This window comes from Hahella chejuensis KCTC 2396, from assembly GCF_000012985.1.
Taxonomy (GTDB): Bacteria; Pseudomonadota; Gammaproteobacteria; order Pseudomonadales; family Oleiphilaceae; genus Hahella; species Hahella chejuensis.
Genome location: NC_007645.1, coordinates 393,560 through 416,005, shown reverse-complemented (window position 1 = coordinate 416,005; position 22,446 = coordinate 393,560). Strand labels below are relative to the sequence as shown.

Here is a 22,446-nt window from a genome sequence, read left to right as displayed (position 1 = left end):
GTGGACACTTTGTGGACTCTACAGCGTGGCTAAAGGGTTTCGAGTTACTGCATCTGCCAAATGTTTTGGAGCGAGCTTAGCGTAACGGATAGTCATAGATAGTGTTTTGTGCCCGAGGATATCTTTTAACTTTAGAATGTTTCCATCATTGATCATGTAGTGGCTAGCAAACGTATGTCTGAGTACGTGGGTCATTTGACCATCGGGTAAGTTGATGCCTGAGCGCTCTACTGCAAGGCGAAAGGCTTGTTTTGATGTACCCGGGAACAGTCGGCCAAATCTAGGACGCCCTGCTATTATTTCTTTTGAAAGCTCGTCTGAAATGGGTACAGCTCGGGACTTACTGTTTTTAGTTTTAATAAAGTGGATTTTGCCTTGTTTCACTTGTTGAGCCTGAAGTGATTCAGCTTCACCCCACCGCGCGCCTGTAGACAAACATATCTTTGAAATCACTAACACATTAGGGTTTTTTGACTCCTTTAGGGATGCCAACAATGCCCTTATTTCATCCTGTTCCAGATAAACAAGTGCTGGCTCATCGATCGTAAGTTTTGAGAGTCCTTTCAATGGATTATCAAGCTTCCAGTTTTTAATCTTAATTAATTTGCTAAATACAGCAAAGAGATAGGCATGCTCATGATTTACAGTATTTGGCTCCACAAGCTTATCCCTGTGCTCATGCTTTTGTGTCAGTCTAAATCTTCGGTATTCAAGAAAGTCTTCTCCAGTGAAGTTTTTTGCTATAGGGTCTCCTAATCTATTCACTAGGGCCGTTAGTGATCTCAAGCGATTATCGCAATCCTTTAAAGTATGCCCATGTAAGTCATACCAAGTGTTCACTAAATCAGAGAGCTTGCGGCGGTCTTTGTTTGGTGGGCTCCACTCGCCAGCGTTAGCCTTTGCCTTTTGGTCTATCTGCCACTGTTCAGCTTGCCGTTTGGTTGGAAAAGTTTTTCTTATTCTTTTCCCATAAACCCCTTCTGGTCGGATGTCTACTTTCCACCCGTTGGCTACTTTCTTCACTGCCATTACTTAAATTTTTCCTCCAAAAAATAACCTTCTGGAATCTGTCCAGCTTCAAACCTTGCTGCAATTAGGCGGCAAAGTTTCTGCTCACTTGATCTTAATGCCTCTAGAGAAATGTCACCTTCGTACGCAAACCAAGGAATTACTTCAGGGAATAGCAAACCAAGCTTTTCATATTCATCTTCTGCGACCCTAGCTCTTAGCTTTTCTAGATTCGTCAACCGGATAAGCTCGATATTTGTGATGCTTGAAAACTCTTGTCGAGTAAATCCCGCTAATTCACGAAGCGCTTTAAGTCTTTCACCAGCCTTAAGTCTCATTTCTTACCCTCTGTAACGACAAATACGTGCTCATATCGGCACATTTTTACACTTTTGGGGGCAGAAATTGCAACAAAAAGGATGAAATAAAAATAGCTAATGTGTTGATACGTGCCTGTATGTGCTCGTATGTGCCGATTAACAGGCATTATATGCCTGATTGAAGGCATATTTCCGTTGACACACCAATTGCGAAGGGTAAATAATGCCCTGGTGCAAGCACATACAAGCACAAAACAGGCATAAAGGATGTATTTAGCATGAAAGAAAAAATCATATTCCCCTCTCCACTCATGACCAAAAGAGCTTTTGCTGAGCTCTCAGGACTTCGCGAAGACCAGGTGAGAGGGCAAATCGCAAGAGGATATTTACCCGTTAGGCATATTGGGCGGTTGGTATTAATAAATGTGGCTCGTTTAGCGCAAGAGTGCATCGAAGAAAGCGAAAAACGTAAGTGAGTCTGGGGCGATCAATGCAAACTTTCGATAACAGAAACGAAATAGCGGAGGCGCTGGCCAGCGATGGCCAGTTCGCTTTCAAGCGTGTAGGGGAATACTTACAGCAGGGCAAATGCCCAAACTGCGGAAAGAAAGAGCTTTTCGTCAGCATGAAAGAGCCCTGGCGCGTCAGCTGTAACCGGCTAAAACATTGCGGCTATAGCGAGACAACCCGGGAAATATACCCGGAACTTTTCAATAACTACTCCGAACGCTTCCCCACCACGGAGGCAAACCCGAACGCCACGGCGGACGCCTACCTGGCGCACAATCGCCGCTTTCCTCTTAGTGAAATGGTGGGCTGGTATGAGCAAGGCAGCTATAAGCTGCCCAAGTCTCAGGAGTGGTGTAATACGGTCCGTTTCTATCTGAACAGCGACCGGACCCTTTATTGGGAACGGTTGATCGACAAGCAGAAGGACGACGGCCAGCGCATCAACTTCAGCGGCAAACGCCATAACGTCAATGGGCGATGGGTGTTGGTTGATCCGGTTAAGGGCAAGTGGTGGATGCCTCCGACCCAGGAGCTTAAACAAGGTGATCGCGTTTATATCGTGGAAGGTATCTTCCACGCCTTGGCGCTGCACTTCTCCGAGCGTAAGGCGGTGGCGATCCTGGCCGCCGGCTACTACCCAAGCGAGGCGATAAAACCCTATTTAGGGAAAAAAATCACTTGGGTGCTGGCGTTGGATGATGACGCAGCGGGCCGCAAGAGCATGAAATCCCACTACACCAAGCTCCAGATGGCGGGTGAAAAAGTCGAGATCTCTCTAACTGGGACCAGCAAGGACTGGGACGACCTTTACCGCCTGGACATGATCCACAATACGTTTCTGGAGGAAGCGCAGTACCGGGGGAAAATGTTCACGGCGAAAAACGTGATGTGGAAGGCGTACGCATACTATTTGTGGAAGAGCCATTCTCACTTCGTTATCGACTTTGATAACCGGCTGCATTCCGTATCAGTGGACGTGACTAAGCTATATGAAGCACTGGAAGGTGCAGTATTGACGCTAGGTAAAGGCTACGACTCGTTTAGCCAGCACTGCACAGCCTTCCCGATCAGTAACTTTGTGCCGGAACTGCTTTATGCGGAGCGGGACGAGATCCTGGACGAAAAATTCTATGTGTTCCGGGTGCAGTACAGCAGCAATAACGCGGATGCGTTAATCCAGTTGGACGGGAGCAACATCGACACGCCGTCTAGCTTTCATAAGGCGATGATCACCAAAGGCTATGGCGCGTTTTCCGGTAGCTCCAAAGACATGGCCATGCTGCATGAGCAGTGGTTAAACCGTAAGGTCAAAGAGATTCAATCCATTCCGTATGTGGGTTACCACGCCGACAGCCAAGCCTACGTCTACCAGACCTTTGCTTTCAGCAAAGGCAAACAACTGGAACTGAATGCGGAGGGGTATTTTGAACTGGAGCGGAGCGGCATCAAAACCAGCTTCAAGGGCTTTCGGGTGCAGCCTGGGGAGTTCAACCCGGAGTGGATCGACAACTTTATAACGACCTTTTCCTGGCAGGGATTAACGGCGCTGGCCTTCTGGCTGGGCTCGTTGTTCGTTCAGCAGATCCGGGCGAAGCACAAGAGCTTCCCCTTTCTTGAACTGACGGGCGATCCGGGCGCCGGTAAATCCACGCTGATTGAGTTTCTTTGGAAACTCTTGGGCCGCGACGACTACGAAGGATTCGACGCCATGAAGTCAACGGCCGCCGGACGCCGGCGCGCATTTACGCAAAGCTCTAATATGCCCCTGGTGTTGATCGAATCCGACCGGGGCGACGAGCCGGACGTGAAAAAGAAGCAGTTTGATTTCGACGAGTTTAAACCCTTCTTTAACGGGCGCGCGGTCGGAACGTTGGGCGTCGCCAAGCGCGGCAACGACACGGAAGAACCGCTCTTTTTAGGCGGCTTGGTGTTTGCGCAAAATGCCGAGGTGGACGGATCGCCGCCCTTGCTGCAACGGATTGTCCATTGCCACTGTACGACGGAACACCACACACCTGGCACGCGAAAGCTGGCGCAGTGGTTCGAACGGCAAGGCGTCGACCAGATGGCGGGCTTTCTGCGTAAGGCGCTGGAGAATGAAACGCAGATCCTAAACACGTTCTTCAACGAGTTTAATCACTATGAGGAAGTCTTCACCAGCCGCGGGGAAATTAAAACCAGCCTGCTGCGTTTGGTGAAAAACCACGCCCAGTTAATGGCGGCTGCAAAAGCGTTGCGGCATATCTTCCCAACTCTTAATGAAAGCGTTTTCAGTGGTTTGAGCGATTATCTGTATGGGCGTGCTCTCAGTCGTCAGGAGCGCCTGGCGGACGACCATCCGGCGGTGGCGGAGTTCTGGGATTCATACGAGTACTTGAACCAGCAACCGGACCCGCAGGCGTACCACCAAAGCGCTATGGTGGAGATGCTTAACCACCTGGTCGGAACGGGCGGGATCGCTATCAACCTGAACCATTTTGATGAGATGTGCCGCAACCATGGCCAGCGATCCCTGGACCTTAAGATGTTGAAAAAGCTGTTGCCGAATAGCCGGCGCTACAAGTACTCCGACACCCGAAAAGTGAAAAGCAAATTGCTCGGAAAGACCATTCATTGTTGGGTTTTTAAGCGCTAACTAAATATGTAAATACGTGCGCCTATGTGCGCGTTAAGCATGGGAAGCCCGTTTTTTCAGGGGGGTGTCGGGAATTGGTAACTTTGGTAACCACTATTAAAAAAGTACTGAATTTATTAATTAATACAATGACTTATAGAGAAAATAAAAAAGTAACTTTTAGGTAACTTTTTAGTAACCGAGGTTACCTTTTGAAGCTCTGAAAAGTTACTCGCAGGTTCCCTTTTTCAAAAATGGAAAATCGTTATAAATCAACGTGGTAACTTTTTAGGTTACCTTCTAGTTACCTTTTAGTTACCAAATCGCGGAGGCTGAAAAACACTTTAAAAACATAGGTTTAAATTACTTTTTCGGAACTTGGTTACCAAAGTTACCAATTCCCGACACCCCCCACCCAATTATCGGGGGAGATTCAGGCCCGGGGCTGACCCGGAATCAATGTAAAGGAGTTAACACCATGATGAATAAAGGGGCGATTGCGCCCACTTTAGAGGCCCCCTTATGCCCAATGGAAACCTGGGCGGCGGGGATCTGCAACGGCCTGGCGATTGCGCCGGGCATGTCGAAAACCCTTAATTCGCGGCAGGCGCTGCGCTGTTGGGTGCATGAGGCGAAAACAAAAGGCCGGCTCGCCGTGCTCGAAACCCTGGGCAAGCGCCACTACAGAGCGCCGCACGAACTTCCCCAGGCGACCCCGGCTTTTTTCTTCTACTGGAGCCAAGCCGTCGAACTGCTGGGGGAAAGCGCCTTTGCTATCCAAACCATGAAAGAACGCTACAAGGGCGTTAGCCGTCTGGAGCAAATCGGTTTGAGATCCCCGGCGGCGCTAAATGCGGCATTGCTCAACGCCAAGCGCCGCGACCAGATTTTACTGGCGACCATGGCCAGCCTGTTAAAGCCCGTCTGGGGAACGCTACTTGTCGCCAGCCATGGCGTATGTAGCCAAAGCGATCTGGCCGGAGGCGTGCTGGATAGCTATTACGAGTCGGTTATAGAGGGGTTGCTGATATGAATGACTTTAAAGGAGCACTGACAGCAGAACTTGACCGGGACGCTGTCAGCCGCACAAGCATTAGTCCTGACAACCCGCACCAGGCCGACAAGTCGGCACCGCTACGCGCCCATGCGTTAGCCCGAGTGTGATTCTACGTGGTGAAACGTGCAGAGGAAAGCGCCGGCAATGGAACGCAAACACCCCAAACACAACGGCCACGTCATCGCCTGGCTGAAGCATCAAGTGAAAGGCGGCAAGGGCCGCCGCTGGTTAAGAGACAGGAACGAACGAGCAAAGCAGACGACAAGCGAAAACAACGACGTTTCGCCAGTTAATAATGGCGATATGAATTAATCAAATGGAAGCACAAGCAGAGAGCCGCAACCGTTCGCCCTCTGCTTATTAGGACACTGTAAAAATGAATATCGGATTAGAACTTTTTAAAGAATGGCTAACAAGCTCCCGCGTGGTGGTGTTGGACACGGAAACCACGGGGCTGGACGATCAGGCGGAAGTGATAGAAATCAGCGTCATGGACATGCGTGGAAATGTATTGTTTGACCAGTTGGTGCGCCCGCTTAATCCAGTGCCGCCGGAAGCCGCTGAGATTCACGGCGTTACCAACGAAAAACTGGCGAACAAGCCAAACTTTCCAGACGTGTATATTTCACTTTGGCGAGCGATCGGCGGTAGAACAGTGGTGGCTTACAATGCCGACTTTGACCGTCGGCTATTAAAGCAGACCTGCGCCGCCTACAGATTGCCGATGATTGAAGCAAACTGGCAATGCGCTATGAATGCTTACGCCAGATATCGGAAAGAGCCCGACGCGAAACGAGGCGGCTATAGAAGGCAGAGCTTAGCCAAGGCCGCCGCGCAAATGGGGATAGAAGTGTATGGCGCCCACCGGGCTGTGGCGGATTGCTTCACCACGGTGGAGGTGATTAGAGCCGTCGCCGCACTATCTGAGCCAGCACATCATAACACTAATCTATAGCCTTCCCGTTTAATATCAGCCCTATCCTCCAGTCAGTGGGTAAACCTACTGGCTGGCCCTTTCCCGTCGTTTCACTCGGTAGAATTGACCAGAAAAATTTATGCCATTAGGCTGATTCAGCGTTTGCCTGGACTTGGCTACTATACGGCCAGTTTTACCTTTCAGAGACACCCTAAATAAGGAGATTTATCCCGTATGAATGCGCCCGCCGCCGAACTTACTCGCACAAGCTTGAGCCAACCGAGCCTGATAAACCACGGCTTTAAACGATCATATGGAAATGCGGCCTCTGGCTACATGCTAATGTTTGATGGCGTAGGAAATGAGTCGGGAAGAAAAATTTATGTTCCTGGCGGGGAAGTCGGTCGCCGCTTTGCCTACCTGCTTACAGTGGGAGGTAAGGAAAATCTTGTCTTGTCTCGCCTGTCTCGCCTCAGATCATGCGCAGGCGGTTTTCAATCCTATTCCAACAAGCGCAACGCCTTTGAGCATGTGGATTTGGTGGAAAATCTGCGTATCAGCTATGTAATCCGTCAAGACAGCGTCGGCGGGCTCTCTCCTGGGGTGTACATAACCGACGTTGAGTTAGTGGAACACGCGGAAGGACATCAACCGGGGTTTTACCATGTGCGGTATAGGAGGGATCAGTGGCATTTGTCCCCATCCCCGTCAAACCACTTACTTAATAAATATGCGGCTATTAATGGGCATTGTGACAATCTGAAAGAGGCGGCGACAAACATAATGCCCCCCATTATTGAAGATGCCTATTCCGGTTCCACGGATACCCTTGAAAGCAATGGTTACACTATTGCTTATAACCCGCCGCCTTTGTACCGGGGCGGCACGGAATGGACCACTCCCGAGCAGAAGCAAACATCCGCCAACTTTACAGCCACTATGCTCGCTCAAGGGATTTACAAGGCGCAAAAGATCGGACGCGAGATTAACTGGACCATTACCGGGAACGGCTCGGAGTTGATGCTGGCCGCCTTGCGACAACTGCCGCCTGATTTACAATTAGACAAACACACTGTATTTATCGGTGCGCCTGGAATGGCGGCAAATCCATTGCTGCTGGAAATGCAGAGGCGGGGAATGTCTTTGGCGAAAGACGTCACCAAGACGCAAACGGACGACTGGACTTGTGTAAGGTCTAAAATGCTTGAGCAATTTAAAACAGCGGGCATTTTAGAGCAGTGGGGAGGGGCTCCCGCAGAAGTCGCGGAGAAAATTCGTGTTCAGGCGCGAATAGACGGCGCGTGGGGCTTTGGACTTACTGCTTCCGCCTTTGGGACGGGCTTTAAGATAGGCTCAATTGCAATGGGGGCTCCCATAATTTCAACTTTTGGAGGCGCCGCCGCCGTTACTGTTACCGCCATCGGCGTTTTGTTTGGCGCCTCTAAAATAAGAAACATCATTGCCAATAGCTCAAAAAGTACAGTGCTTAACCCACACTATCATCCGACAAAGAGCAACGTGGATTTTAATACTCAAGTTATTAAACAGTCAGGAGGATATAAAGAATCCTTCATGGCGTTAATGCGTGAGATGAGGCCGAAATGGTAATGCGCTGGATTAAGCGCTTTCGTGCATCCATAGCAAACCCGCTACGGCCTGATTTCAAATCAGCCCCCATCATTCGTTTTGACTTATCCGGAACGATATTAGAGTTTAAATGTCCGCCTAATGAAAAAACGACAAGCGTTCTTAGAACGCCTTTCAAGGTGGATATTTATAAAGATAGTGAATTTAAGGTTTGGAGCGATAAGAAGGGAATGTCTATTAATTTACTTCGCAGGGGGTGGAAATATTGGGATAAGCCTTTCGGCGAGGGAGCAATAGGCAGCTTAACCGTAGATATAAAGTTGAGGAGGCGTACTCCGCAAAACCGTGATATTGACAGCCTGTTTTTATCATCCGATATGAAAAAATGGCTGCTGGATCACAGCAAGGAAATATGGGGAGAGGCGAACACTTATTTATGGACACACAGGGGAGACTATGCAGTTCCCATTGATCCAGAGGTTCACTTTTGGACGTACCCCACGTCTGATGAAGATGTAAAGATAATAAACATCAATCAACTTGCCTGGTATCAGATAGTTGCGAGCCACCCTCAGCAACCTTATGAAATCGAATATCATCTCCCTATATCTGATGATCACGAGATAGCCATAATGTTTAGTCCAGACGCATTAAACAGAGAGTTTAATAATCCTTCACATAATATTGCTGAGATCGCCAGGGAGTCGATAGATGAGTTCATGTCGTTTGTAAACGTTAGGCTCTCTCCTGAGTATCAAAAGCGGTTTGAAGAAGCAAAGGGGATAAAACCTTCAAGCCCCATTAAACTCGATTAACCTGTCCTCCTTTTCGCATGGCGCTGAAAGGCGCTATGTGCCTCTCGTTCTACTCCTCCCTTCTACCTTAAAGGTCTCTCGACTCCCTAACTCTGTAGAACTGATTACTGTGTTTAGTAAATGAGCAAACAGAAACAAAATGTGACGCAATTCACAAAACGGAAAAGATTTGACAAAGATTCGTTACACACCGTTCTCACAAAAAAGTGATATAAAAATAACTGTATTTATATACAGTTACCTGAAAATTTTAATGTGAAATCTGATCTTTTTATAGCCAGAAAGACAGAAGAGGTTCTGAGGCATAAAAGGAAGTATTTGGGAGTTATCGAGTTTTGTTACACAGGACGAAAAATATTATTGATGCTTTGGAGTGCTTGGCTGAAAGTCAGCAAATATTGGAATTCGTGCAACTTTCAGTGAAAGAAAGGTCTCGACACGCGATAAGCGAACAATATCAGTTAGGGTGCGACTTGGTTATTGAGCTAATAATGGAAAAGTTAGAGGAGGCACGGAAAGCGATCAAAGCGGACACTAAATAACACTCATATCGTTTCGAGCCTGGGCCAGCAGTTCCAACTGTTCGGCCCGATCCATTCCCCTTAACATTTCCACCATCATTTTTTTAGCCTGAAACGACGACGGGCTGAGCGTATGGCTAAACGCCAGATTCATGACAAAGCTGTGTCCGCACTCCGCGTTTTTGCAGACGCAGTATAAGTTCGCCAGCTTAGGGTCCAAGGCTTGGCGGCTGGTGATAATGGCTTTGTTTCCACACTCGGTACAATTTACTTGCATTGTTGCTTTCCTCTTTCGTGAAAGAAAATATTACCATAGTACCCGTTTACAGATAAATAATGCCCTATTTAGGGCTAATTATCTCTACGAAGCGGATTTGCTTCTGCGCCTGTAGGCCATCATTAAGTTTTAAAAACACATGCTGCATGGGGACCACTTCGTTTTCATAGTAAACGCGGCTGATCTTTTCGATGTCTCCAAAGCCTCCAGTATTCTCCGGCATGATGCCGGCCAGCGCCGGCTGAATACGCCACATGCTTAATACATCGTTACGGCTTAGATTCTTTACCCGCTCGAATTCGTCCTTGGTGGCGATATCGCCCACGGGAATGATCTTCACGGAGTCGGGTTTTCCGCCGGGTATGTTGATGTACAGGCTTCTAAAATTGCCCACGCCTTTGCTGGCGCGGATTTGTTCTTTTAGGGATTGCTCGTCCTCGGGGTCCAACTGGGCGTCGGCGGTGTAGAAGATGAAGCCCATGTGCGCGCCGTTGTTGTAGTACTTCCTCCGAAATAGCGTTGCGCTCTCATTCAGTAAAACGGATTGTAGCCCGCCCAGGTACTGGGGAACGCCATAGATTTGCTGATTCACGTCGTACTCTTTTAACTGAATGATTTCCCCCGGACGAAACGCCAACGGGTCCGCCTGGTTTGGCTGCAACAAACAGAACTGATCCGGGGCTTTCATGCGCCGCATATTCAACGCCGGAATGTGTTTCAGGCGGACGATCTGACCAAGGCGGTTAAAGAGCTTTTGAAAGTAGCACATGCCAAACACCAGGTAATCGAAGCCGGCGTTCTCCAGATCCGTGGCGCTGAGCACGGGCGACGGCACGTAAAACTTACGCAGCATGTTGCGCTTAAAATAGGGAATGGTCCCGTGATGGGCGTTGGCGCGCAGCAGTTTGGCCAGCCCGGTAAGACTGACCGGCGGCGCGTAATAGTCGCCATGGGGATTTAAAAACACGCCCAGGTAAGAGGTCAGCGTCGTGTCTAAAACAGCCTCGGGCGCGCCAAAGCTAAACGCCATGGGCGAAGTCGATTTACTCATTTTCTAATGCTCACTTATCCGGCCATGGCGATGGAGCCACGACGCTGCTTACGGTCCAAAGGTTCGTTGCTAAGCGCATGCATGATCGACCAAGCCACGTCCGCGTGGCCGGTTTTGCTGCTGCGGTCGGCCACATAGGTGACCAGGTCGTTGCCCGTGGTGGTCTGCTTCACCTGGAGGAACGCCTGGGGAATGTCGGTGTGTTCCGCATCCCATTCAATGCGGGCGTTTTCGATTACGTCCATGGCTTTCAACACCAGGGCGGTTTTGGCGTTCAGGCTGTAGTGAATGGGCGTGGCGCGAGGGTAAAAAGCTTTCACCTGCTCAAATACGCCCAGGCCCGGGCCGGTGCAGTCGATGCCGACAAACTGCACGTTGTAGCGTCCCAGCAAATCCTTGATGCGGTTGGCTTGGTAGCTGAACGCGCCTTTTAACTGGATCTTTTCCAGCACGCGGAACTTGCCGGCGGGATGCATCGGCGGCGCTACCACCACCACGGTGGAGCGGTCCCCCGTGCGCGCCGGATCGTAGCCTAACCACACGGGATAGTTTGCAAACGGGCGCGGCTGCCTGGGCTTGAAGTCGGGCCAGACGTCGCTGCTGCATACCGCGCAGCTCAACAAATCGTCCAGCTTGAACACGGAGAGGCCCGCTTCCATGAACGCGCACATAAACAGGTTGTTGAATTCCGCCTCCGTGTATTCCTGCTTCAGCTCGTCTATGTCGAACAGATCGCAGCCCTGGTTTGCGGCATCCTCAACGGTAACCACATTACGCCAGACCTTATCCGGTCCCAGCTGGCCCTCCCGTAACGCCGCCCGCGACAGATCAAACTCGACCTTATGGCGGCGGCTCTCGTTGTAACGCTCGCCGCTCCACAAGGTGTACGCGCCATGGCTTTTCACCGACGGCGTAGAGAAATAGGTTTTTCGCCATTTCTTATGCGCCGCCATGCCGCTGGCCAGCTTGTTGAGCCGGTCAAAGTCGGGAATCCAGAACACTTCATCAATGTATAAATGACCGTGGTAACCCTGGGCGGTGCGGCCATTGGTGGAGACGAAGCGTAACTCCGCGCCGTTGCTGAGCGGGATCACGTCCACGCCTTTCAATTCCGTGTCGAAATACTCGCGCGCGAACTTGAGGATATAGGCTTTAAATATGTCCGCCTGGGAGCGGCTGGCGGATAAAAAGATCTGGTTATCGCCGGACGTGATGGCGTCCTGGAAGGCCTCCCAGGCAAAGTAATAGGTCGCGCCGATCTGGCGTGACTTCAGAATAAAACGCGTGCGCTGGCTTTTGTTATCGTGCCAGCGGTGCTGGTAGTCATAAAACAATTCCTTGCGGATCGTCTCCAGACGCTCCGGGGTAATCCCGCTCACGTCATTTTTCACGCCACGCTTTTTCTTCTTGCGGTTGCCGCCCGCGTCGCCGTGTTCCGACTGCGCTTTCTCACGGGCGGTTTTGGCTTTCTTTAAATCAATGCCCGCCAGCTTATCCAACAGGTTACTGAGCCGGTCTATCTCCTGGTAATCGACCGCCACCTTATTGGTTTTTTCCACCAAATGAATTAACCGGCGGGCGGTGGCCTGCTCGACGGTTTCGTGTTGCAGCATGTCTTTCCAGTTGTGCCGTTCAATCCACTGGTAAATAACGCGGACGTTATTAATCCCCAGCTGCTGCTGGATTTCCGCCGGCGTGATATGGCGAAGAAAAAGGCCCTTCGCCGCTTCGATGATTTCAGGGGGGTAACGTGATGACATGCGGCCCAGTGTAAGGGCTTTTTGGTGGCGTTAATCCTTGTTTAACTCCTTGTTATTCCTACTAAAAACGACAAGGAAAGACGCGTATTCAAAGCCTTTGCCGGGGCCGGTGGGAATGCCTATCTTGGCGTCATCGCAACGACTGACGGACCCGAACCCATGCCCCGCACCCTGCATACCGATTTTGTCAAAGTGGCCACCAGTGGACCCACGATTGACGGGCGCAACATCGCCGCCCAGGACATCATCGACATGGCAACCAATTACGACCCCGCCGAATACACGGCGAACATCTGGTACGAGCACATTCGCATTTTCGGCAATCTCGGCCAGGTGGTGGACGTGAAGCACGAACAGGACGACAAAGGCCGGGAGTGTCTGTTCGCCAGAATCGCCCCCTCGGACCAACTGATTTTGATGAACACCAGCGGACAAAAGCTGTTTACCTCTATCGAGATCCAGCCGAATTTCGCGGGAACCGGCAAAGCCTATCTGGCGGGCCTGGCGGTGACCGATTCACCCGCCAGCCTGGGCACGTCGGAACTGCGCTTTAACGCCCGGGCGCAACACCCGGACAACCTGTTTACCGCCCCGATTGAACTAGCGCCGCTGCGCGTGGACAACCCGACCAGCCTGTTTTCCCGGCTCATGGGTAAGTTTGCGCGCACGGACACCAACCACGAACCCAACGAACAAGAGCACGCCATGACGGAAGACCAATTCAAGCAGCTTAACAGCGCTCTGGCGGAGGGCTTCGCCAGCCTCGCGGACAAGCTAAACGCCAAACACGAGGACGCACCAAAAGAACCGGAAACCCCAGATCTGGCGCAAGCCCTGGCGGAGATCAAAGCCGAGTTCGCCGACCTGAAGACCGCGCACGACAGTTTAAAGGCCGAGTTCAGCGCCGCCCTGGAAGAAGCGCCCGGCACCCTGACCCCGGAAGGCGTCGGCGACGCCGCGCCGCGCGTGCTGTAACTCCAACCACCTACGAGCGGACCGAATGAACTTTAAAACGAAACAACTATTCAATGACATGTGCGCCGCCATGGCGGCCACCTATGGCGTAGGCTCCGTCGCGGAGCAGTTCAATGTAGAGCCCACTATCGCCCAGGAGTTGCAGGACAAGATCACCGAAAGTTCGGAGTTCTTGCAGCTGATTAACGTGGTGGCGGTGGACGAGCTGAAAGGGGAAAAGGTGATCGGCAGCGTGACCGGCTTTGTGCCCAAACGCACCGACACTGACAGCGCCGACCGCCAGACCAGCGACGTGCTGGCCCTGGGCAGTAAAGGCTATGAGCTGCACCCGGTGGAATACGACACCCACATTAAATACAAAACCATCGATTCCTGGGCCAAGTTTCCCGACTTCCAAGCCCGTTACGGCGGATGGGTGCGCAAGGCGATCAGTCTTTCCAAGCTCCGTGTGGGCTGGCTGGGCACCAGTTGCGCCTTGCCCGCCACTAAGCCTGGCGACCACCCCAACGGCGAGGATGTGAACAAAGGCTGGTTGCAGCAACTACGAGAATTTAAATCCGGTTCGCAGTGGTTCGTCGAAGGCGCGACCGCCGGCCAGATCCGCATTGGCGAGGGCGGCGACTTCGCCAACCTGGACGCCGCCGTTCACGCCTGCTTACAGATGGTGGACGAACTGCATCGCGACGGCGGCGACCTGGTGGTGATCATGGGGCGGGATCTGCTGGCGGAGGACAAAGCGCAGCTGTACGCGGCGCAAGGTCACAAGCCAACGGAAAAAGAGCGCCTGGAGAATCAGGCCATTATCCGCACCTATGGCGGTTTACCTGCGATCACCGCGCCCTTTTTCCCGGCCCGAGGCCTGCTGATCACCAGCCTGGATAACCTGAGCCTTTACTACCAGGCCGACAGCCTGCGCCGTCAGGTGATCGACAACCCGAAACGCAACCGCGTGGAAGACTTCAACAGCCTAAACGAAGGCTATGTGATCGAGGACGAAACCAAGGCCGCCGGCTTTGAGTTCGCCAACGTGAAGTTGCCCACGGGCGCCGGCGACTGGGCTTAACCCATGCCGTTGCTGACCGTCCAACATAAACAGCGCCGTCTTGCGAAGCAGGCCGCCAACGACGCCATAACCGCGGCGGAGGTAGCGCGCAATTCGTCAGTAATGAATAGCGCCCTGTCGCCCCGGGTGCGGGGCGATTACCAGGTGGCGCTGGCTGCGTTGACGCAATGCCGGGAGCAGCTGGCTGAGCTGGACGGCATCCCCGACAAGGTCGCGTTAAAGGCGCGCGTGCTGCCCCAGTTCATGGACTTTTTGCAGACCTACCAGGACAGCGGCCAGCGTTACCCCAACGAGGTGCTGGTGTTCTGCATCATCTGGTTGTTCGACGTGGGCGACATCGAAAGCGCCATGGCCTGGGCGGGCCTCGCCATCGAACAACAGCAATGTATGCCCCGCCACTTTAAACGGGATCTGCCTACCTATGTGCTGGAAGAGGTCCACGACTGGGCGGAGCGTCAGTTCAAAGCAGGCGACAGCGCCAGTCCCTACCTGGACGACGCGGCGGCGAAGCTGACAGACCAAATCTGGCCCACGGCGAACGACATTGTCGCCGGCAAGCTGTACCGCCAGTGCGGTCTGAATGCGGAGCAAAACGGCGACCTGAACGCGGCGCTTAATTACTTCGAACAGGCGCAGGCGGCCAACCCGGCGGCGGGCTGTAAAACCCGCATCGCCAAACTACAGGCCAAGCTAGGACTGGCCTAACCGACTACCCACCCAGGCGGGCGCCTGGGGGCGCTGCCGGCCTCGCGCCGCGTCAGCTTAACCCAGTGCGCGCCGCCTTCTTATTCGGAGGCTGCGACCATGAGTTTCAGCGGTAAAAGTAACGCCGTTATAGAGGCGACGCTGGCTAATGACGGCTTTTTCCCGGACCTGTCTTTGGCGGAATTCCAACGGGTCTACCGCATCCCGGCGGAGTATCACGGCGACATGGTCGCGGCCCATGTGCGCCAGGCCATGCTGGACATTAATTTCAGCCTGGCGATGCGTAAGGCGGAATGGCTGGGCGGCGGGTTTAAAACCTTGGACGCGGTCGGCGCAGAGCAGCTGGACGGGCATAACGTGCTGGTCCTGTATTACCTGCGCGCGGTGTCCTGCCGGGCCAAAGCGTCGCTGCTGAACGCCTTCGCCACCATGAACCGACGGGCGCAGGCGGAGAACCTGGCCAAAGAGTCGGACGACACCGAGCAAAGCCTGTTAAGCGACAGCGTGCGCGCCCTGCGTCGGTTGTTGGGCGCGGCCACGGGCATTACGGCGGAGTTGCTGTAATGGCGTTGGCGAAGCTGCGCGAGCTGACCCGCTTTCTGCTGTCCCAGGAGCTGGCGCCGGCGGAACAGTGGGACAGCTGGATGGAAAACGGAACTCTGGAGGCGGCGGATAAGCGCCTGGGCGCGGGGGTGCGCGTGTGCCGGCTGAAGTATGACGCGGTGTTGGTGGTCGAGCGCTACAGCGGCCCGCCGCAATTACTGATCGCCCATGTGGTGACCTGGCTCATGGACCACGACCCGCAACGGGAGCGGGACGGCCTGGGCCATCCCGATATCGACGTGGACGTGAACGGCGACGATACCGCCGACATAGAAATCCGCATCGGCTTTTACGAGAACCTGGACTTGGTCGTGGACGCCGCCGGCGCGATCCAGTTTGGCGGCGCACGCTGGCGGGTGGAAAGCGTCCCCGTGTACGAGCCCGACGCGGTCGGCGTGGGCGACGACCAGGCCCAGCCCACGGATGCGCCCTATGTCCGTAAAGATTGAGGTTGGCGGCCACCTGAAGCTACAGCGCCAGCTGGACCTTTTGAAACTGCCGGCGGCCAAGCGCAAGCGGATATTGGGACAGATCGGGCGCCAGGTGCGGACCCAGTCGCGCAAGCGCCTGCGCAGCCAGACCGGCCTGGACGGTCAGCCCTGGCAAGCACGCAAACAGGGCAATAAAAAAATGCTGCGGGGCTTGAGCAAACGCCTGGCGGTGTTCGCCGGCGCGGACCGGGTGACGATCACCTTTAAAAACACCCTAGTCGGACGGATCGCGCGAGCGCAGCAAGAGGGCGTCACGGAAATCATGACCCGCGCCCGCATGCAACAGCGCCACGGCCACCCCGACTACGCCGCCCCGGCCACCCGGGGCCAGGCCAGGCAGTTGCGCGAAGCCGGATTCACCCTCCCGCGCGGCCAGGGACGCGGACGCAAACGCCCCACGCTGAAGTGGGTCACGCAGAACCTGACTTTCGGCCAGGCCGGCGCTGTGCTGCGCGCGCTGACCGACAAACCGCGCCAGGGGCGCTGGCTGATTCCTCTGCCGGCGCGGAGCTTTTTAGGGGCGACGCAGCACGACATCGACGCGTTCATTGATCGCATTTTTGAGCAGACATTCAAGCAGGCAACAAAGGGTTAACCATGGCGCAAGGCAAGGTCACCATCAATAACTTGAACCTCTCGCAAGGGAACTTCCCCGAGGTGGAGCGCAAGGCGCTGTTTATCGGCGTAGGCGTTAAGAATCTGGGACGGGTGCTGTCCCTCAACACCCAAAGCAACCTGGACGAGATCCTGGGCGCGGACGACAGCGCCCTAAAAACCAACGTCGCGGCGGCCAAGGCCAATGGCGGCGAGAACTGGCAAGCCTACGCGGCGCCGATCAACAGCGGCGATCCCTGGGAGGCGGCCTTAGATCAGGCCATGTTGACCGTATCGCCGGAACTGGTGGCGCTGTGTTCGCCGGCGGCGGACGCCGCCGCCATTGAGGCGATGCAGACCAAGGCGGAATTGATCCGCACGACCATCGGGCGGCGCGTCATTGTGCTGACCGCCAGCGCCGGCGTGGACTCTGAAACGCAAAGCTGGAGCGACTACGAAGCGGCCCAGGCGGCGATCACCCACGGCGCGGCCTGTCCTCGCGTCGCCGTGGTCCCACTGCTGCATCGCAACGACTTAGGCGTGCTGGTGGGGCGCTTGTGTAATCGGGCGGTGAGTATCGCCGATAGCCCGATGCGCGTCGCTACCGGGTCCGTGTTGGGTCTGGGGGACGCCCCTGTGGATCGAGACGGCGTAGAGCTGCCGGACGCCACCCTGGCGACCCTGGACGCCAACCGCCTGTCCTGCGTGCAGCGTTACCCGGATTACCCGGGGACCTACTGGGGCGACTGCAATCTGTTGGACGTGCCAGCCGGCGATTACCAGGTGATTGAAAACCTGCGTGTGGTGGACAAGGCCGCGCGCGCGATTCGCATTCTGGCCATCGCCCGGGTGGCGAACCGTTCGCTGAATTCCACCCCGGTCAGCATCGCCGCCAATAAAACCTATTTCATGCGCCCGCTGCGTGAGATGAGCAAAAGCGTCGTTTTTGCGGGCGAACATTTTCCCGGGGAGATCAAAAGCCCCAAGGACGAGAGCATCGAGATTGTTTGGCCCACAAAAACCCGGGTGGAGGTGTACTTAAAAGTACAGCCGTACAACTGCCCCAAGGACATTACCGCCAACATCATTTTGGATCTGTCCCACTAAGGACACGGAGCAACAACCATGAGTCAAAAGCGCCTCTCCGGCAAAGACATAGACGTGATGATCGGCGACATGCTGGTGCATGTGGAGGAAGTCACTTTGAGCATTGAGGACGCCACGGCGGTGACCAAAACGCGCGGCATTCCTAACGGATACGTAGACGGCGAAGTCAGCGCCTCGGGCGATATCACGGTGGACACCACCAACCTGCAAACCATTTTAGACGCGGCCAAGGCCGCCGGCAGCTTCCGCGCCCTGGAGCCCTTCGACCAGGTGTTTAACGGCGCCACCAGCGGCGGCGAACTGCGCATAGAGGCGTTCGGCTGCAAGTTAAGAATTTCGGATCTCCTCAACGCCAAAGCCAGCGGCGGCGAGCAGCTGACCCACAAACTGGCATATGACGTGACGGACCCGGACTTTGTGCGCATTAACGGCGTGCCCTACGTGGACGCGTCGGAAACGGAAAAGCTGGTGTAAGTCATGGCAAGGGACATCTTAGACCAGGCCGCCGAACTGCAAGAACGACTTAATGCGTCCGCACTGGCCCGGCAGCGGGCCGGCTCCGCCTTGGGCCAACCCAGCCGCGCTCATTGCATCGACTGCGAGGACGCGATTCCGCCGCTACGCCAGCAACTCGGCGGCGTCTCCCGCTGTGTGGAATGCGAAGACTACTACCAACATGCGCAACGGCAAATACGCCAAAGGGGGCGCGGATGATGGCTATCAACTATGAACAACTGCGCGCGGCGGTGCGTAACCAAGGCCACCGGTTTTTTGAAACGGGCGATTACAACCTGAACCTGGTGGGCGTGCGCGCCCAGGATCGCCACGCCGACACCTTTAACGATTTGCTCTGTGTGGCGTTTCAGATCCAAGGGCAAACCCACTGCTTTAGTTTCCCCGCGACCACGGACCCGGGCGTTTATTGGCGGGAGCATTTGGCGAACCCCGCCGGCGCGGCGATTGTGAAACCTGGCCAGTATCCCAGCGTGTGGGCGTTGGGCAAACACCAGGGCAAATACGAGGCGTTAGTGCAGCGCGCACCGATCACGGTCTATCGCGACGCTAACCGGGATGCGTATTTGCAGACCGGCGACAAGGTGGAAACCGGCCTGTTTGGCATTAACTGCCACCGCGCCACTGACGCGGGTCAAAGCCTTCGCGTAGATCGCTGGTCAGCGGGCTGCCAGGTCATTGCAGACAGCGCCGACTTTGATGTGCTGATGGCCTTGTGTCGCAAGGCGGCGGGGCTGTACGGCAATCGTTTCACTTACACCCTGCTGGATGAGGGGGATCTATGAGCCTGTTAAGCAAAGTGGTGGACGTAGTGACCGGCGGCCTGGCGGACAGGGCTTACCAGGTCGTTAAAGACTATTTCCCGCCAGACATGAGCGAGGCGCAGCGCGCCAATGTGCAGCTGGCGCTGCAAAACCTGGAGCTGGAAAAAAAGCGCCAGGCCGAGCTAGCGCGCCAGGCGGCGGAAAAGCAGTTAACCGAGCGCATCAAGGAACTGGAAGGCAGCGCCAAGGACTTGTTGCGCCTGCCGATCCTGGGGCCGCTCATGTTGTTTCTGCGAGGCTGTCAGCGCCCGGTCTGGGGCTTCGCCACCCTGTATCTGGACTGGATGTGGTTCAGCGCCTGGACCCTGGACGAGCAGCAACAAACCGCGCTGATCACCATCAACGTGCTGGTGTTGGGATTCCTGTTTGGCGAGCGCGCGCTGGCCAACGCCGCGCCCCGCATCCTGCACTTTATGAAAGCCCGTAAAAGGGGGTGAGCCATGCACGACAAAGCCGCGTCAGCGGCGGCTTACGCCAGCTCCGCCGTGGCGACCTTATTCGGCTTGAGCCTGAGCCAGGTGGTCGCCCTGGGCGGGCTGCTGATCGCCGCCGCCACCTTCGTGATGAACTGGTATTACAAACAAAAGCATTTAGACCTGGCCCGCGAACAGGCCAGCAAACAACGCAACGGAGTTAACCAAGATGAGCAACCCAACCACCCAACTGATTGACGTTACGGCCGCCGGCCAGGACTTCAGTTTTAACGTGACCCGCGAGGCGTACAACAAATACGTCAACGCGGTGACGCCTAACAACAAGATCGCCCCCAGCCATAACTTTCTGGTCGGGACCATCGCCCAGGAGCAGCGCGACGCCCTGGTGAAACTAATCAGAGAAACGCCAGGCGCGGAGGTGCAGCTGGCCGGCGCGGTGCTGGAGGAGTACACCCCGGATCTGGGCATCGTGGCAAAAAAGCGCAGCGCATAGCGGACCAGATCGCCGCCAACGGCTACGACCAGCTACGCGCCTACGCCGCCAAGTGGCTGTCCGCGCAGGAGCCCAACGAGGACGCCCTGGGACTCGCGTTATTTTTAGAGCGCGATTACTGGAGTAAACACGAAATCGCCGTGGCGAATGGCATCGCCAAAGCCTTGAAAGGGTAACGACTCAATGAGCAACAAACTCGAAAAGCTGATGTTCAGCGTCTCGCTGATCGACCGGGCGAGCGGCGTCGCGGGCAAGATCCAGCATAGCCTGGATAAGCTCACCCAGCACGCCACCCGGGGCTTTGTGCAGATGGCCGCCGGCGCGACGGGTTTGCTGGGCGCGGGCGTGGCCCTGGAGAGCATGCTGGGGCCGGCCATCGAGATGGATCGCGCGTTGGGGGAAGTCAAAAGCCTGGGTGTAGCCAATGAGGCCTTGCGCACCCTGGAGGAAACCGCCTTGCGCTTTTCCATTCGCTACGGCGAGGCCGCCGACGACTTCGTGCGCTCCAGTTACGACATTCAAAGCGCGATTGCCGGGCTGAGCGGTCGCGAGCTGGCCGCCTTCACCGAGGCCGGCGGCGTGCTGGCCAAGGCCACCAAATCCGACAGCGCCACGATCACCAATTACATGGGCACCATGTATGGCGTGTTTCAGCGCACGGCGGAGCAGATGGGCAAGGCGCAATGGGTGCAACGCCTGGCCGGGCAGACCGCCAGCGCGGTGCAGATGTTCAAAACCACCGGCGCGGAGATGGCGGCGGCTTTTGGCAATCTGGGCGCGGAAGCGCAAAGCCAGGGCGTGACCATGGCGGAACAAATGGCGGTGTTGGGATCGCTGCAAGCGACCATGAGCGGGACCGAAGCCGGCACCAAATACAAGGCGTTCTTAGCCGGTGTTGGCAACGCCCAGAAAGCGCTGGGCCTGGCGTTCACGGATAGCCAAGGCCGTCTGCTGCCTATGGTGGAGATCCTGACCCGCATTCAAGGCAAGTTCGGCGACATCGACACGGTGGCCAAAGCGGATCTATTGAAACAGGCCTTTGGCTCCACGGAAGCGGTCGGCCTGGTCAAACTGCTGATGCAGAACACCCAGGGCCTGGCCGGCGCCATTGACCAGCTGGGGGCGCAGACCGGCATGGACAAAGCGCGGACCATGGCCGAGGCCATGATAGATCCCTGGCAGCGCTGGGCGGCGGGCGTCAATGCGGTCAAGGTCAGTTTGGGGCGGGCGTTCCTGCCTTTGCTGCAACCGCTGTTAGATCGGATGACCGCCGGCGCGGACACCCTGACGCGTTGGACTCGGCTGTTTCCGAACCTCACCCGCCTGGTGGCGATCGCCACTTTAACCGTGATCGGGTTGGTGGCGGCGGCTTCCGCCTTCGCCCTGGCCGCTGGGGTCGCCCAGCTGGTCCTGGCGGGCTGGCACGCGGTGCTGTTGCTGGGAGCGGGAGCCATGCGCGCCTGGTCGCTGGCGGTCAGCGCCGGACGCGCGGCGCTGTTTCTTTTGCAGATCGGAACCTATCTGGCGGCGGGGGCGTTCACTGCGATGCGGGCGGCCCTGCTGACTGGCGCGGCGGCGACCTGGGCGTTTTCCACGGCGCTGCTGGCCAACCCCATTACCTGGATCGTGTTGGGCGTGGTGGCGCTGATCGCGGCCCTGGCCGCCCTGGTGATCTATTGGGACGAAGTCAGCGCGGCGGCTTCCGCCGCCCTGGGCTGGATCGTGGAAAAGTGGACCGGCTTACGCAGCCTGATCGAGGACAACGCCTTTTTAAGCGCGGTATTCGCGCCCCTGTTGGCGGCGGCGGATCTGGCGGGATGGGTGATTGATTCGTTTGGCAAGATCCCCGACTGGTGGGCGCAGTTTACGGACTGGCTGGCGCAGCTGGACCCCTTCGCGGTGATCGGCGCCGGCGTGGATTGGTTGATAGACAAAATCAACGCCATTCCCGGGATCGACCTCGGCGACGGCGGCGAGATCCAGCTTTCGGAAAAAGTGCGCCAGGAGCGCGAAAGCATCCAGCGCTTTGCGCCGGCGCTGGACGAAGGCCGGGTGAACCAGACGCCGCCCGGGGGCTTTCTGCAGCAAGTCAGCAATGCGAATACGACGACCAACAGAGGCGTGACCGTGGAGAAACTGGAGGTGAACGCCAACGGGCCGGTAAACGGCTTCATGCTGGCGGACGAACTGAGCATGGCGGCGGGGTAA

At 55.5% G+C, this 22,446-nt stretch carries 27 protein-coding genes; 22 read left to right on the top strand and 5 right to left on the bottom strand.

Annotation, left to right across the window (positions count from 1 at the left end):
* Positions 1–18: 18 nt before the first annotated feature.
* Both HCH_RS01835 and HCH_RS01830 read right to left on the bottom strand, forming a co-directional pair.
* The gene (locus tag HCH_RS01835; protein WP_011394393.1) at positions 19–1,029 is read right to left on the bottom strand and encodes a phage integrase; all 1,011 of its coding nucleotides are present in this window, start codon (positions 1,027–1,029) and stop codon (positions 19–21) included.
* Complete coding sequence (locus HCH_RS01830) at positions 1,029–1,346, bottom strand: hypothetical protein (protein WP_041598356.1); 318 nt, start codon at positions 1,344–1,346, stop codon at positions 1,029–1,031. Before HCH_RS01830 ends, HCH_RS01835 begins: the two co-directional genes overlap by 1 nt.
* A 260-nt stretch (positions 1,347–1,606) precedes the next feature.
* Between HCH_RS01830 and HCH_RS01825 the strand changes: the two genes are divergently transcribed.
* The 7 genes from HCH_RS01825 to HCH_RS01800 all read left to right on the top strand — a co-directional run bounded on the left by HCH_RS01825 (position 1,607) and on the right by HCH_RS01800 (position 8,827).
* Positions 1,607–1,804, top strand: coding sequence for a hypothetical protein (locus tag HCH_RS01825; protein WP_041598355.1), 198 nt, complete (start codon positions 1,607–1,609; stop codon positions 1,802–1,804).
* Between the two features lie 14 nt (positions 1,805–1,818).
* Positions 1,819–4,473, top strand: coding sequence for a toprim domain-containing protein (locus HCH_RS01820; protein ID WP_011394392.1), 2,655 nt, complete (start codon positions 1,819–1,821; stop codon positions 4,471–4,473).
* 457 nt (positions 4,474–4,930) lie between these two features.
* Positions 4,931–5,485 carry a hypothetical protein gene (locus tag HCH_RS01815; protein WP_011394391.1) on the top strand — a complete coding sequence of 185 codons (555 nt, stop codon included), beginning with the start codon at positions 4,931–4,933 and terminating at the stop codon, positions 5,483–5,485.
* A 168-nt stretch (positions 5,486–5,653) separates the two neighbouring features.
* Positions 5,654–5,821: a hypothetical protein gene (locus HCH_RS32925; protein ID WP_238384956.1), complete on the top strand. Its 168-nt coding sequence runs from the start codon at positions 5,654–5,656 to the stop codon at positions 5,819–5,821.
* Positions 5,822–5,885: 64 nt separating this feature from the next.
* Positions 5,886–6,464: a 3'-5' exonuclease gene (locus HCH_RS01810; protein ID WP_011394389.1), complete on the top strand. Its 579-nt coding sequence runs from the start codon at positions 5,886–5,888 to the stop codon at positions 6,462–6,464.
* 195 nt (positions 6,465–6,659) lie between these two features.
* Complete coding sequence (locus HCH_RS01805) at positions 6,660–8,033, top strand: hypothetical protein (protein WP_011394388.1); 1,374 nt, start codon at positions 6,660–6,662, stop codon at positions 8,031–8,033.
* Complete coding sequence (locus tag HCH_RS01800; RefSeq protein WP_011394387.1) at positions 8,027–8,827, top strand: hypothetical protein; 801 nt, start codon at positions 8,027–8,029, stop codon at positions 8,825–8,827. Before HCH_RS01805 ends, HCH_RS01800 begins: the two co-directional genes overlap by 7 nt.
* A gap of 534 nt (positions 8,828–9,361) precedes the next feature.
* On the opposite strand, the gene HCH_RS01790 is transcribed toward HCH_RS01800, so the two are convergent.
* The 3 genes from HCH_RS01790 to HCH_RS01780 all read right to left on the bottom strand — a co-directional run bounded on the left by HCH_RS01790 (position 9,362) and on the right by HCH_RS01780 (position 12,436).
* On the bottom strand, positions 9,362–9,625 hold the full coding sequence (locus tag HCH_RS01790) for an ogr/Delta-like zinc finger family protein (RefSeq protein WP_011394386.1): 264 nt from the start codon (positions 9,623–9,625) through the stop codon (positions 9,362–9,364).
* A gap of 64 nt (positions 9,626–9,689) precedes the next feature.
* Entirely contained in the window at positions 9,690–10,676 is a 987-nt protein-coding gene (locus HCH_RS01785; RefSeq protein ID WP_011394385.1) for a phage portal protein, read from the bottom strand.
* Positions 10,677–10,690: 14 nt separating this feature from the next.
* Complete coding sequence (locus HCH_RS01780) at positions 10,691–12,436, bottom strand: terminase large subunit domain-containing protein (RefSeq protein WP_011394384.1); 1,746 nt, start codon at positions 12,434–12,436, stop codon at positions 10,691–10,693.
* 159 nt (positions 12,437–12,595) lie between these two features.
* On the opposite strand from HCH_RS01780, the gene HCH_RS01775 reads away from it, so the two are divergent.
* The 15 genes from HCH_RS01775 (at position 12,596) to HCH_RS01715 (ending at position 22,446) form a co-directional block, all read left to right on the top strand.
* On the top strand, positions 12,596–13,411 hold the full coding sequence (locus HCH_RS01775; protein WP_011394383.1) for a GPO family capsid scaffolding protein: 816 nt from the start codon (positions 12,596–12,598) through the stop codon (positions 13,409–13,411).
* A 25-nt stretch (positions 13,412–13,436) separates the two neighbouring features.
* Entirely contained in the window at positions 13,437–14,474 is a 1,038-nt protein-coding gene (locus HCH_RS01770) for a phage major capsid protein, P2 family (RefSeq protein ID WP_011394382.1), read from the top strand.
* 3 nt (positions 14,475–14,477) lie between these two features.
* Positions 14,478–15,179 (top strand): phage terminase small subunit, encoded by a 702-nt coding sequence (gpM, locus tag HCH_RS01765; protein WP_011394381.1) that lies wholly within the window; start codon positions 14,478–14,480, stop codon positions 15,177–15,179.
* 99 nt (positions 15,180–15,278) lie between these two features.
* On the top strand, positions 15,279–15,743 hold the full coding sequence (locus tag HCH_RS01760; RefSeq protein WP_011394380.1) for a head completion/stabilization protein: 465 nt from the start codon (positions 15,279–15,281) through the stop codon (positions 15,741–15,743).
* Complete coding sequence (locus tag HCH_RS01755; RefSeq protein ID WP_011394379.1) at positions 15,743–16,231, top strand: phage tail protein; 489 nt, start codon at positions 15,743–15,745, stop codon at positions 16,229–16,231. The genes HCH_RS01760 and HCH_RS01755 overlap by 1 nt, the downstream gene beginning before the upstream one ends.
* Positions 16,215–16,868, top strand: a complete 654-nt coding sequence (locus HCH_RS01750) for a phage virion morphogenesis protein (protein WP_041598353.1) — start codon at positions 16,215–16,217, stop codon at positions 16,866–16,868. Before HCH_RS01755 ends, HCH_RS01750 begins: the two co-directional genes overlap by 17 nt.
* A 2-nt stretch (positions 16,869–16,870) precedes the next feature.
* Positions 16,871–17,974 carry a DUF2586 domain-containing protein gene (locus HCH_RS01745; protein ID WP_011394377.1) on the top strand — a complete coding sequence of 368 codons (1,104 nt, stop codon included), beginning with the start codon at positions 16,871–16,873 and terminating at the stop codon, positions 17,972–17,974.
* A gap of 18 nt (positions 17,975–17,992) precedes the next feature.
* Positions 17,993–18,448 carry a DUF2597 family protein gene (locus HCH_RS01740; RefSeq protein ID WP_011394376.1) on the top strand — a complete coding sequence of 152 codons (456 nt, stop codon included), beginning with the start codon at positions 17,993–17,995 and terminating at the stop codon, positions 18,446–18,448.
* Positions 18,449–18,451: 3 nt separating this feature from the next.
* The gene (locus tag HCH_RS32920; RefSeq protein ID WP_011394375.1) at positions 18,452–18,688 is read left to right on the top strand and encodes a DnaK suppressor protein; all 237 of its coding nucleotides are present in this window, start codon (positions 18,452–18,454) and stop codon (positions 18,686–18,688) included.
* Positions 18,685–19,272: a hypothetical protein gene (locus HCH_RS01735; RefSeq protein WP_011394374.1), complete on the top strand. Its 588-nt coding sequence runs from the start codon at positions 18,685–18,687 to the stop codon at positions 19,270–19,272. Before HCH_RS32920 ends, HCH_RS01735 begins: the two co-directional genes overlap by 4 nt.
* Complete coding sequence (locus tag HCH_RS01730; protein ID WP_011394373.1) at positions 19,269–19,748, top strand: hypothetical protein; 480 nt, start codon at positions 19,269–19,271, stop codon at positions 19,746–19,748. The genes HCH_RS01735 and HCH_RS01730 overlap by 4 nt, the downstream gene beginning before the upstream one ends.
* A 3-nt stretch (positions 19,749–19,751) precedes the next feature.
* Complete coding sequence (locus HCH_RS01725; protein WP_011394372.1) at positions 19,752–19,982, top strand: HP1 family phage holin; 231 nt, start codon at positions 19,752–19,754, stop codon at positions 19,980–19,982.
* Positions 19,954–20,238: a putative phage tail assembly chaperone gene (locus HCH_RS01720; protein ID WP_011394371.1), complete on the top strand. Its 285-nt coding sequence runs from the start codon at positions 19,954–19,956 to the stop codon at positions 20,236–20,238. Before HCH_RS01725 ends, HCH_RS01720 begins: the two co-directional genes overlap by 29 nt.
* On the top strand, positions 20,235–20,414 hold the full coding sequence (locus HCH_RS35135) for a DUF6890 family protein (RefSeq protein ID WP_371824041.1): 180 nt from the start codon (positions 20,235–20,237) through the stop codon (positions 20,412–20,414). The genes HCH_RS01720 and HCH_RS35135 overlap by 4 nt, the downstream gene beginning before the upstream one ends.
* A 7-nt stretch (positions 20,415–20,421) precedes the next feature.
* Positions 20,422–22,446 carry a phage tail tape measure protein gene (locus HCH_RS01715; protein ID WP_011394370.1) on the top strand — a complete coding sequence of 675 codons (2,025 nt, stop codon included), beginning with the start codon at positions 20,422–20,424 and terminating at the stop codon, positions 22,444–22,446.

Excerpts from the sequence above, each read along its gene's own strand:
- HCH_RS01740 (WP_011394376.1), top strand. The coding sequence starts at position 17,993 with ATGAGTCAAAAGCGCCTCTCCGGCAAAGACATAGACGTGATGATCGGC.
- HCH_RS01730 (WP_011394373.1), top strand. The coding sequence starts at position 19,269 with ATGAGCCTGTTAAGCAAAGTGGTGGACGTAGTGACCGGCGGCCTGGCG.
- HCH_RS01725 (WP_011394372.1), top strand. The coding sequence starts at position 19,752 with ATGCACGACAAAGCCGCGTCAGCGGCGGCTTACGCCAGCTCCGCCGTG.
- HCH_RS01810 (WP_011394389.1), top strand. The coding sequence starts at position 5,886 with ATGAATATCGGATTAGAACTTTTTAAAGAATGGCTAACAAGCTCCCGC.
- HCH_RS01785 (WP_011394385.1), bottom strand. The coding sequence starts at position 10,676 with ATGAGTAAATCGACTTCGCCCATGGCGTTTAGCTTTGGCGCGCCCGAG.
- HCH_RS01820 (WP_011394392.1), top strand. The coding sequence starts at position 1,819 with ATGCAAACTTTCGATAACAGAAACGAAATAGCGGAGGCGCTGGCCAGC.
- HCH_RS01830 (WP_041598356.1), bottom strand. The coding sequence starts at position 1,346 with ATGAGACTTAAGGCTGGTGAAAGACTTAAAGCGCTTCGTGAATTAGCG.
- HCH_RS01815 (WP_011394391.1), top strand. The coding sequence starts at position 4,931 with ATGATGAATAAAGGGGCGATTGCGCCCACTTTAGAGGCCCCCTTATGC.
- HCH_RS01750 (WP_041598353.1), top strand. The coding sequence starts at position 16,215 with ATGTCCGTAAAGATTGAGGTTGGCGGCCACCTGAAGCTACAGCGCCAG.
- HCH_RS01800 (WP_011394387.1), top strand. The coding sequence starts at position 8,027 with ATGGTAATGCGCTGGATTAAGCGCTTTCGTGCATCCATAGCAAACCCG.
- HCH_RS01825 (WP_041598355.1), top strand. The coding sequence starts at position 1,607 with ATGAAAGAAAAAATCATATTCCCCTCTCCACTCATGACCAAAAGAGCT.
- gpM (WP_011394381.1), top strand. The coding sequence starts at position 14,478 with ATGCCGTTGCTGACCGTCCAACATAAACAGCGCCGTCTTGCGAAGCAG.
- HCH_RS01745 (WP_011394377.1), top strand. The coding sequence starts at position 16,871 with ATGGCGCAAGGCAAGGTCACCATCAATAACTTGAACCTCTCGCAAGGG.
- HCH_RS01720 (WP_011394371.1), top strand. The coding sequence starts at position 19,954 with ATGAGCAACCCAACCACCCAACTGATTGACGTTACGGCCGCCGGCCAG.
- HCH_RS01770 (WP_011394382.1), top strand. The coding sequence starts at position 13,437 with ATGAACTTTAAAACGAAACAACTATTCAATGACATGTGCGCCGCCATG.
- HCH_RS01760 (WP_011394380.1), top strand. The coding sequence starts at position 15,279 with ATGAGTTTCAGCGGTAAAAGTAACGCCGTTATAGAGGCGACGCTGGCT.
- HCH_RS01805 (WP_011394388.1), top strand. The coding sequence starts at position 6,660 with ATGAATGCGCCCGCCGCCGAACTTACTCGCACAAGCTTGAGCCAACCG.
- HCH_RS01775 (WP_011394383.1), top strand. The coding sequence starts at position 12,596 with ATGCCCCGCACCCTGCATACCGATTTTGTCAAAGTGGCCACCAGTGGA.
- HCH_RS01715 (WP_011394370.1), top strand. The coding sequence starts at position 20,422 with ATGAGCAACAAACTCGAAAAGCTGATGTTCAGCGTCTCGCTGATCGAC.
- HCH_RS01780 (WP_011394384.1), bottom strand. The coding sequence starts at position 12,436 with ATGTCATCACGTTACCCCCCTGAAATCATCGAAGCGGCGAAGGGCCTT.
- HCH_RS01790 (WP_011394386.1), bottom strand. The coding sequence starts at position 9,625 with ATGCAAGTAAATTGTACCGAGTGTGGAAACAAAGCCATTATCACCAGC.
- HCH_RS01735 (WP_011394374.1), top strand. The coding sequence starts at position 18,685 with ATGATGGCTATCAACTATGAACAACTGCGCGCGGCGGTGCGTAACCAA.
- HCH_RS32920 (WP_011394375.1), top strand. The coding sequence starts at position 18,452 with ATGGCAAGGGACATCTTAGACCAGGCCGCCGAACTGCAAGAACGACTT.
- HCH_RS01755 (WP_011394379.1), top strand. The coding sequence starts at position 15,743 with ATGGCGTTGGCGAAGCTGCGCGAGCTGACCCGCTTTCTGCTGTCCCAG.
- HCH_RS32925 (WP_238384956.1), top strand. The coding sequence starts at position 5,654 with ATGGAACGCAAACACCCCAAACACAACGGCCACGTCATCGCCTGGCTG.
- HCH_RS01835 (WP_011394393.1), bottom strand. The coding sequence starts at position 1,029 with ATGGCAGTGAAGAAAGTAGCCAACGGGTGGAAAGTAGACATCCGACCA.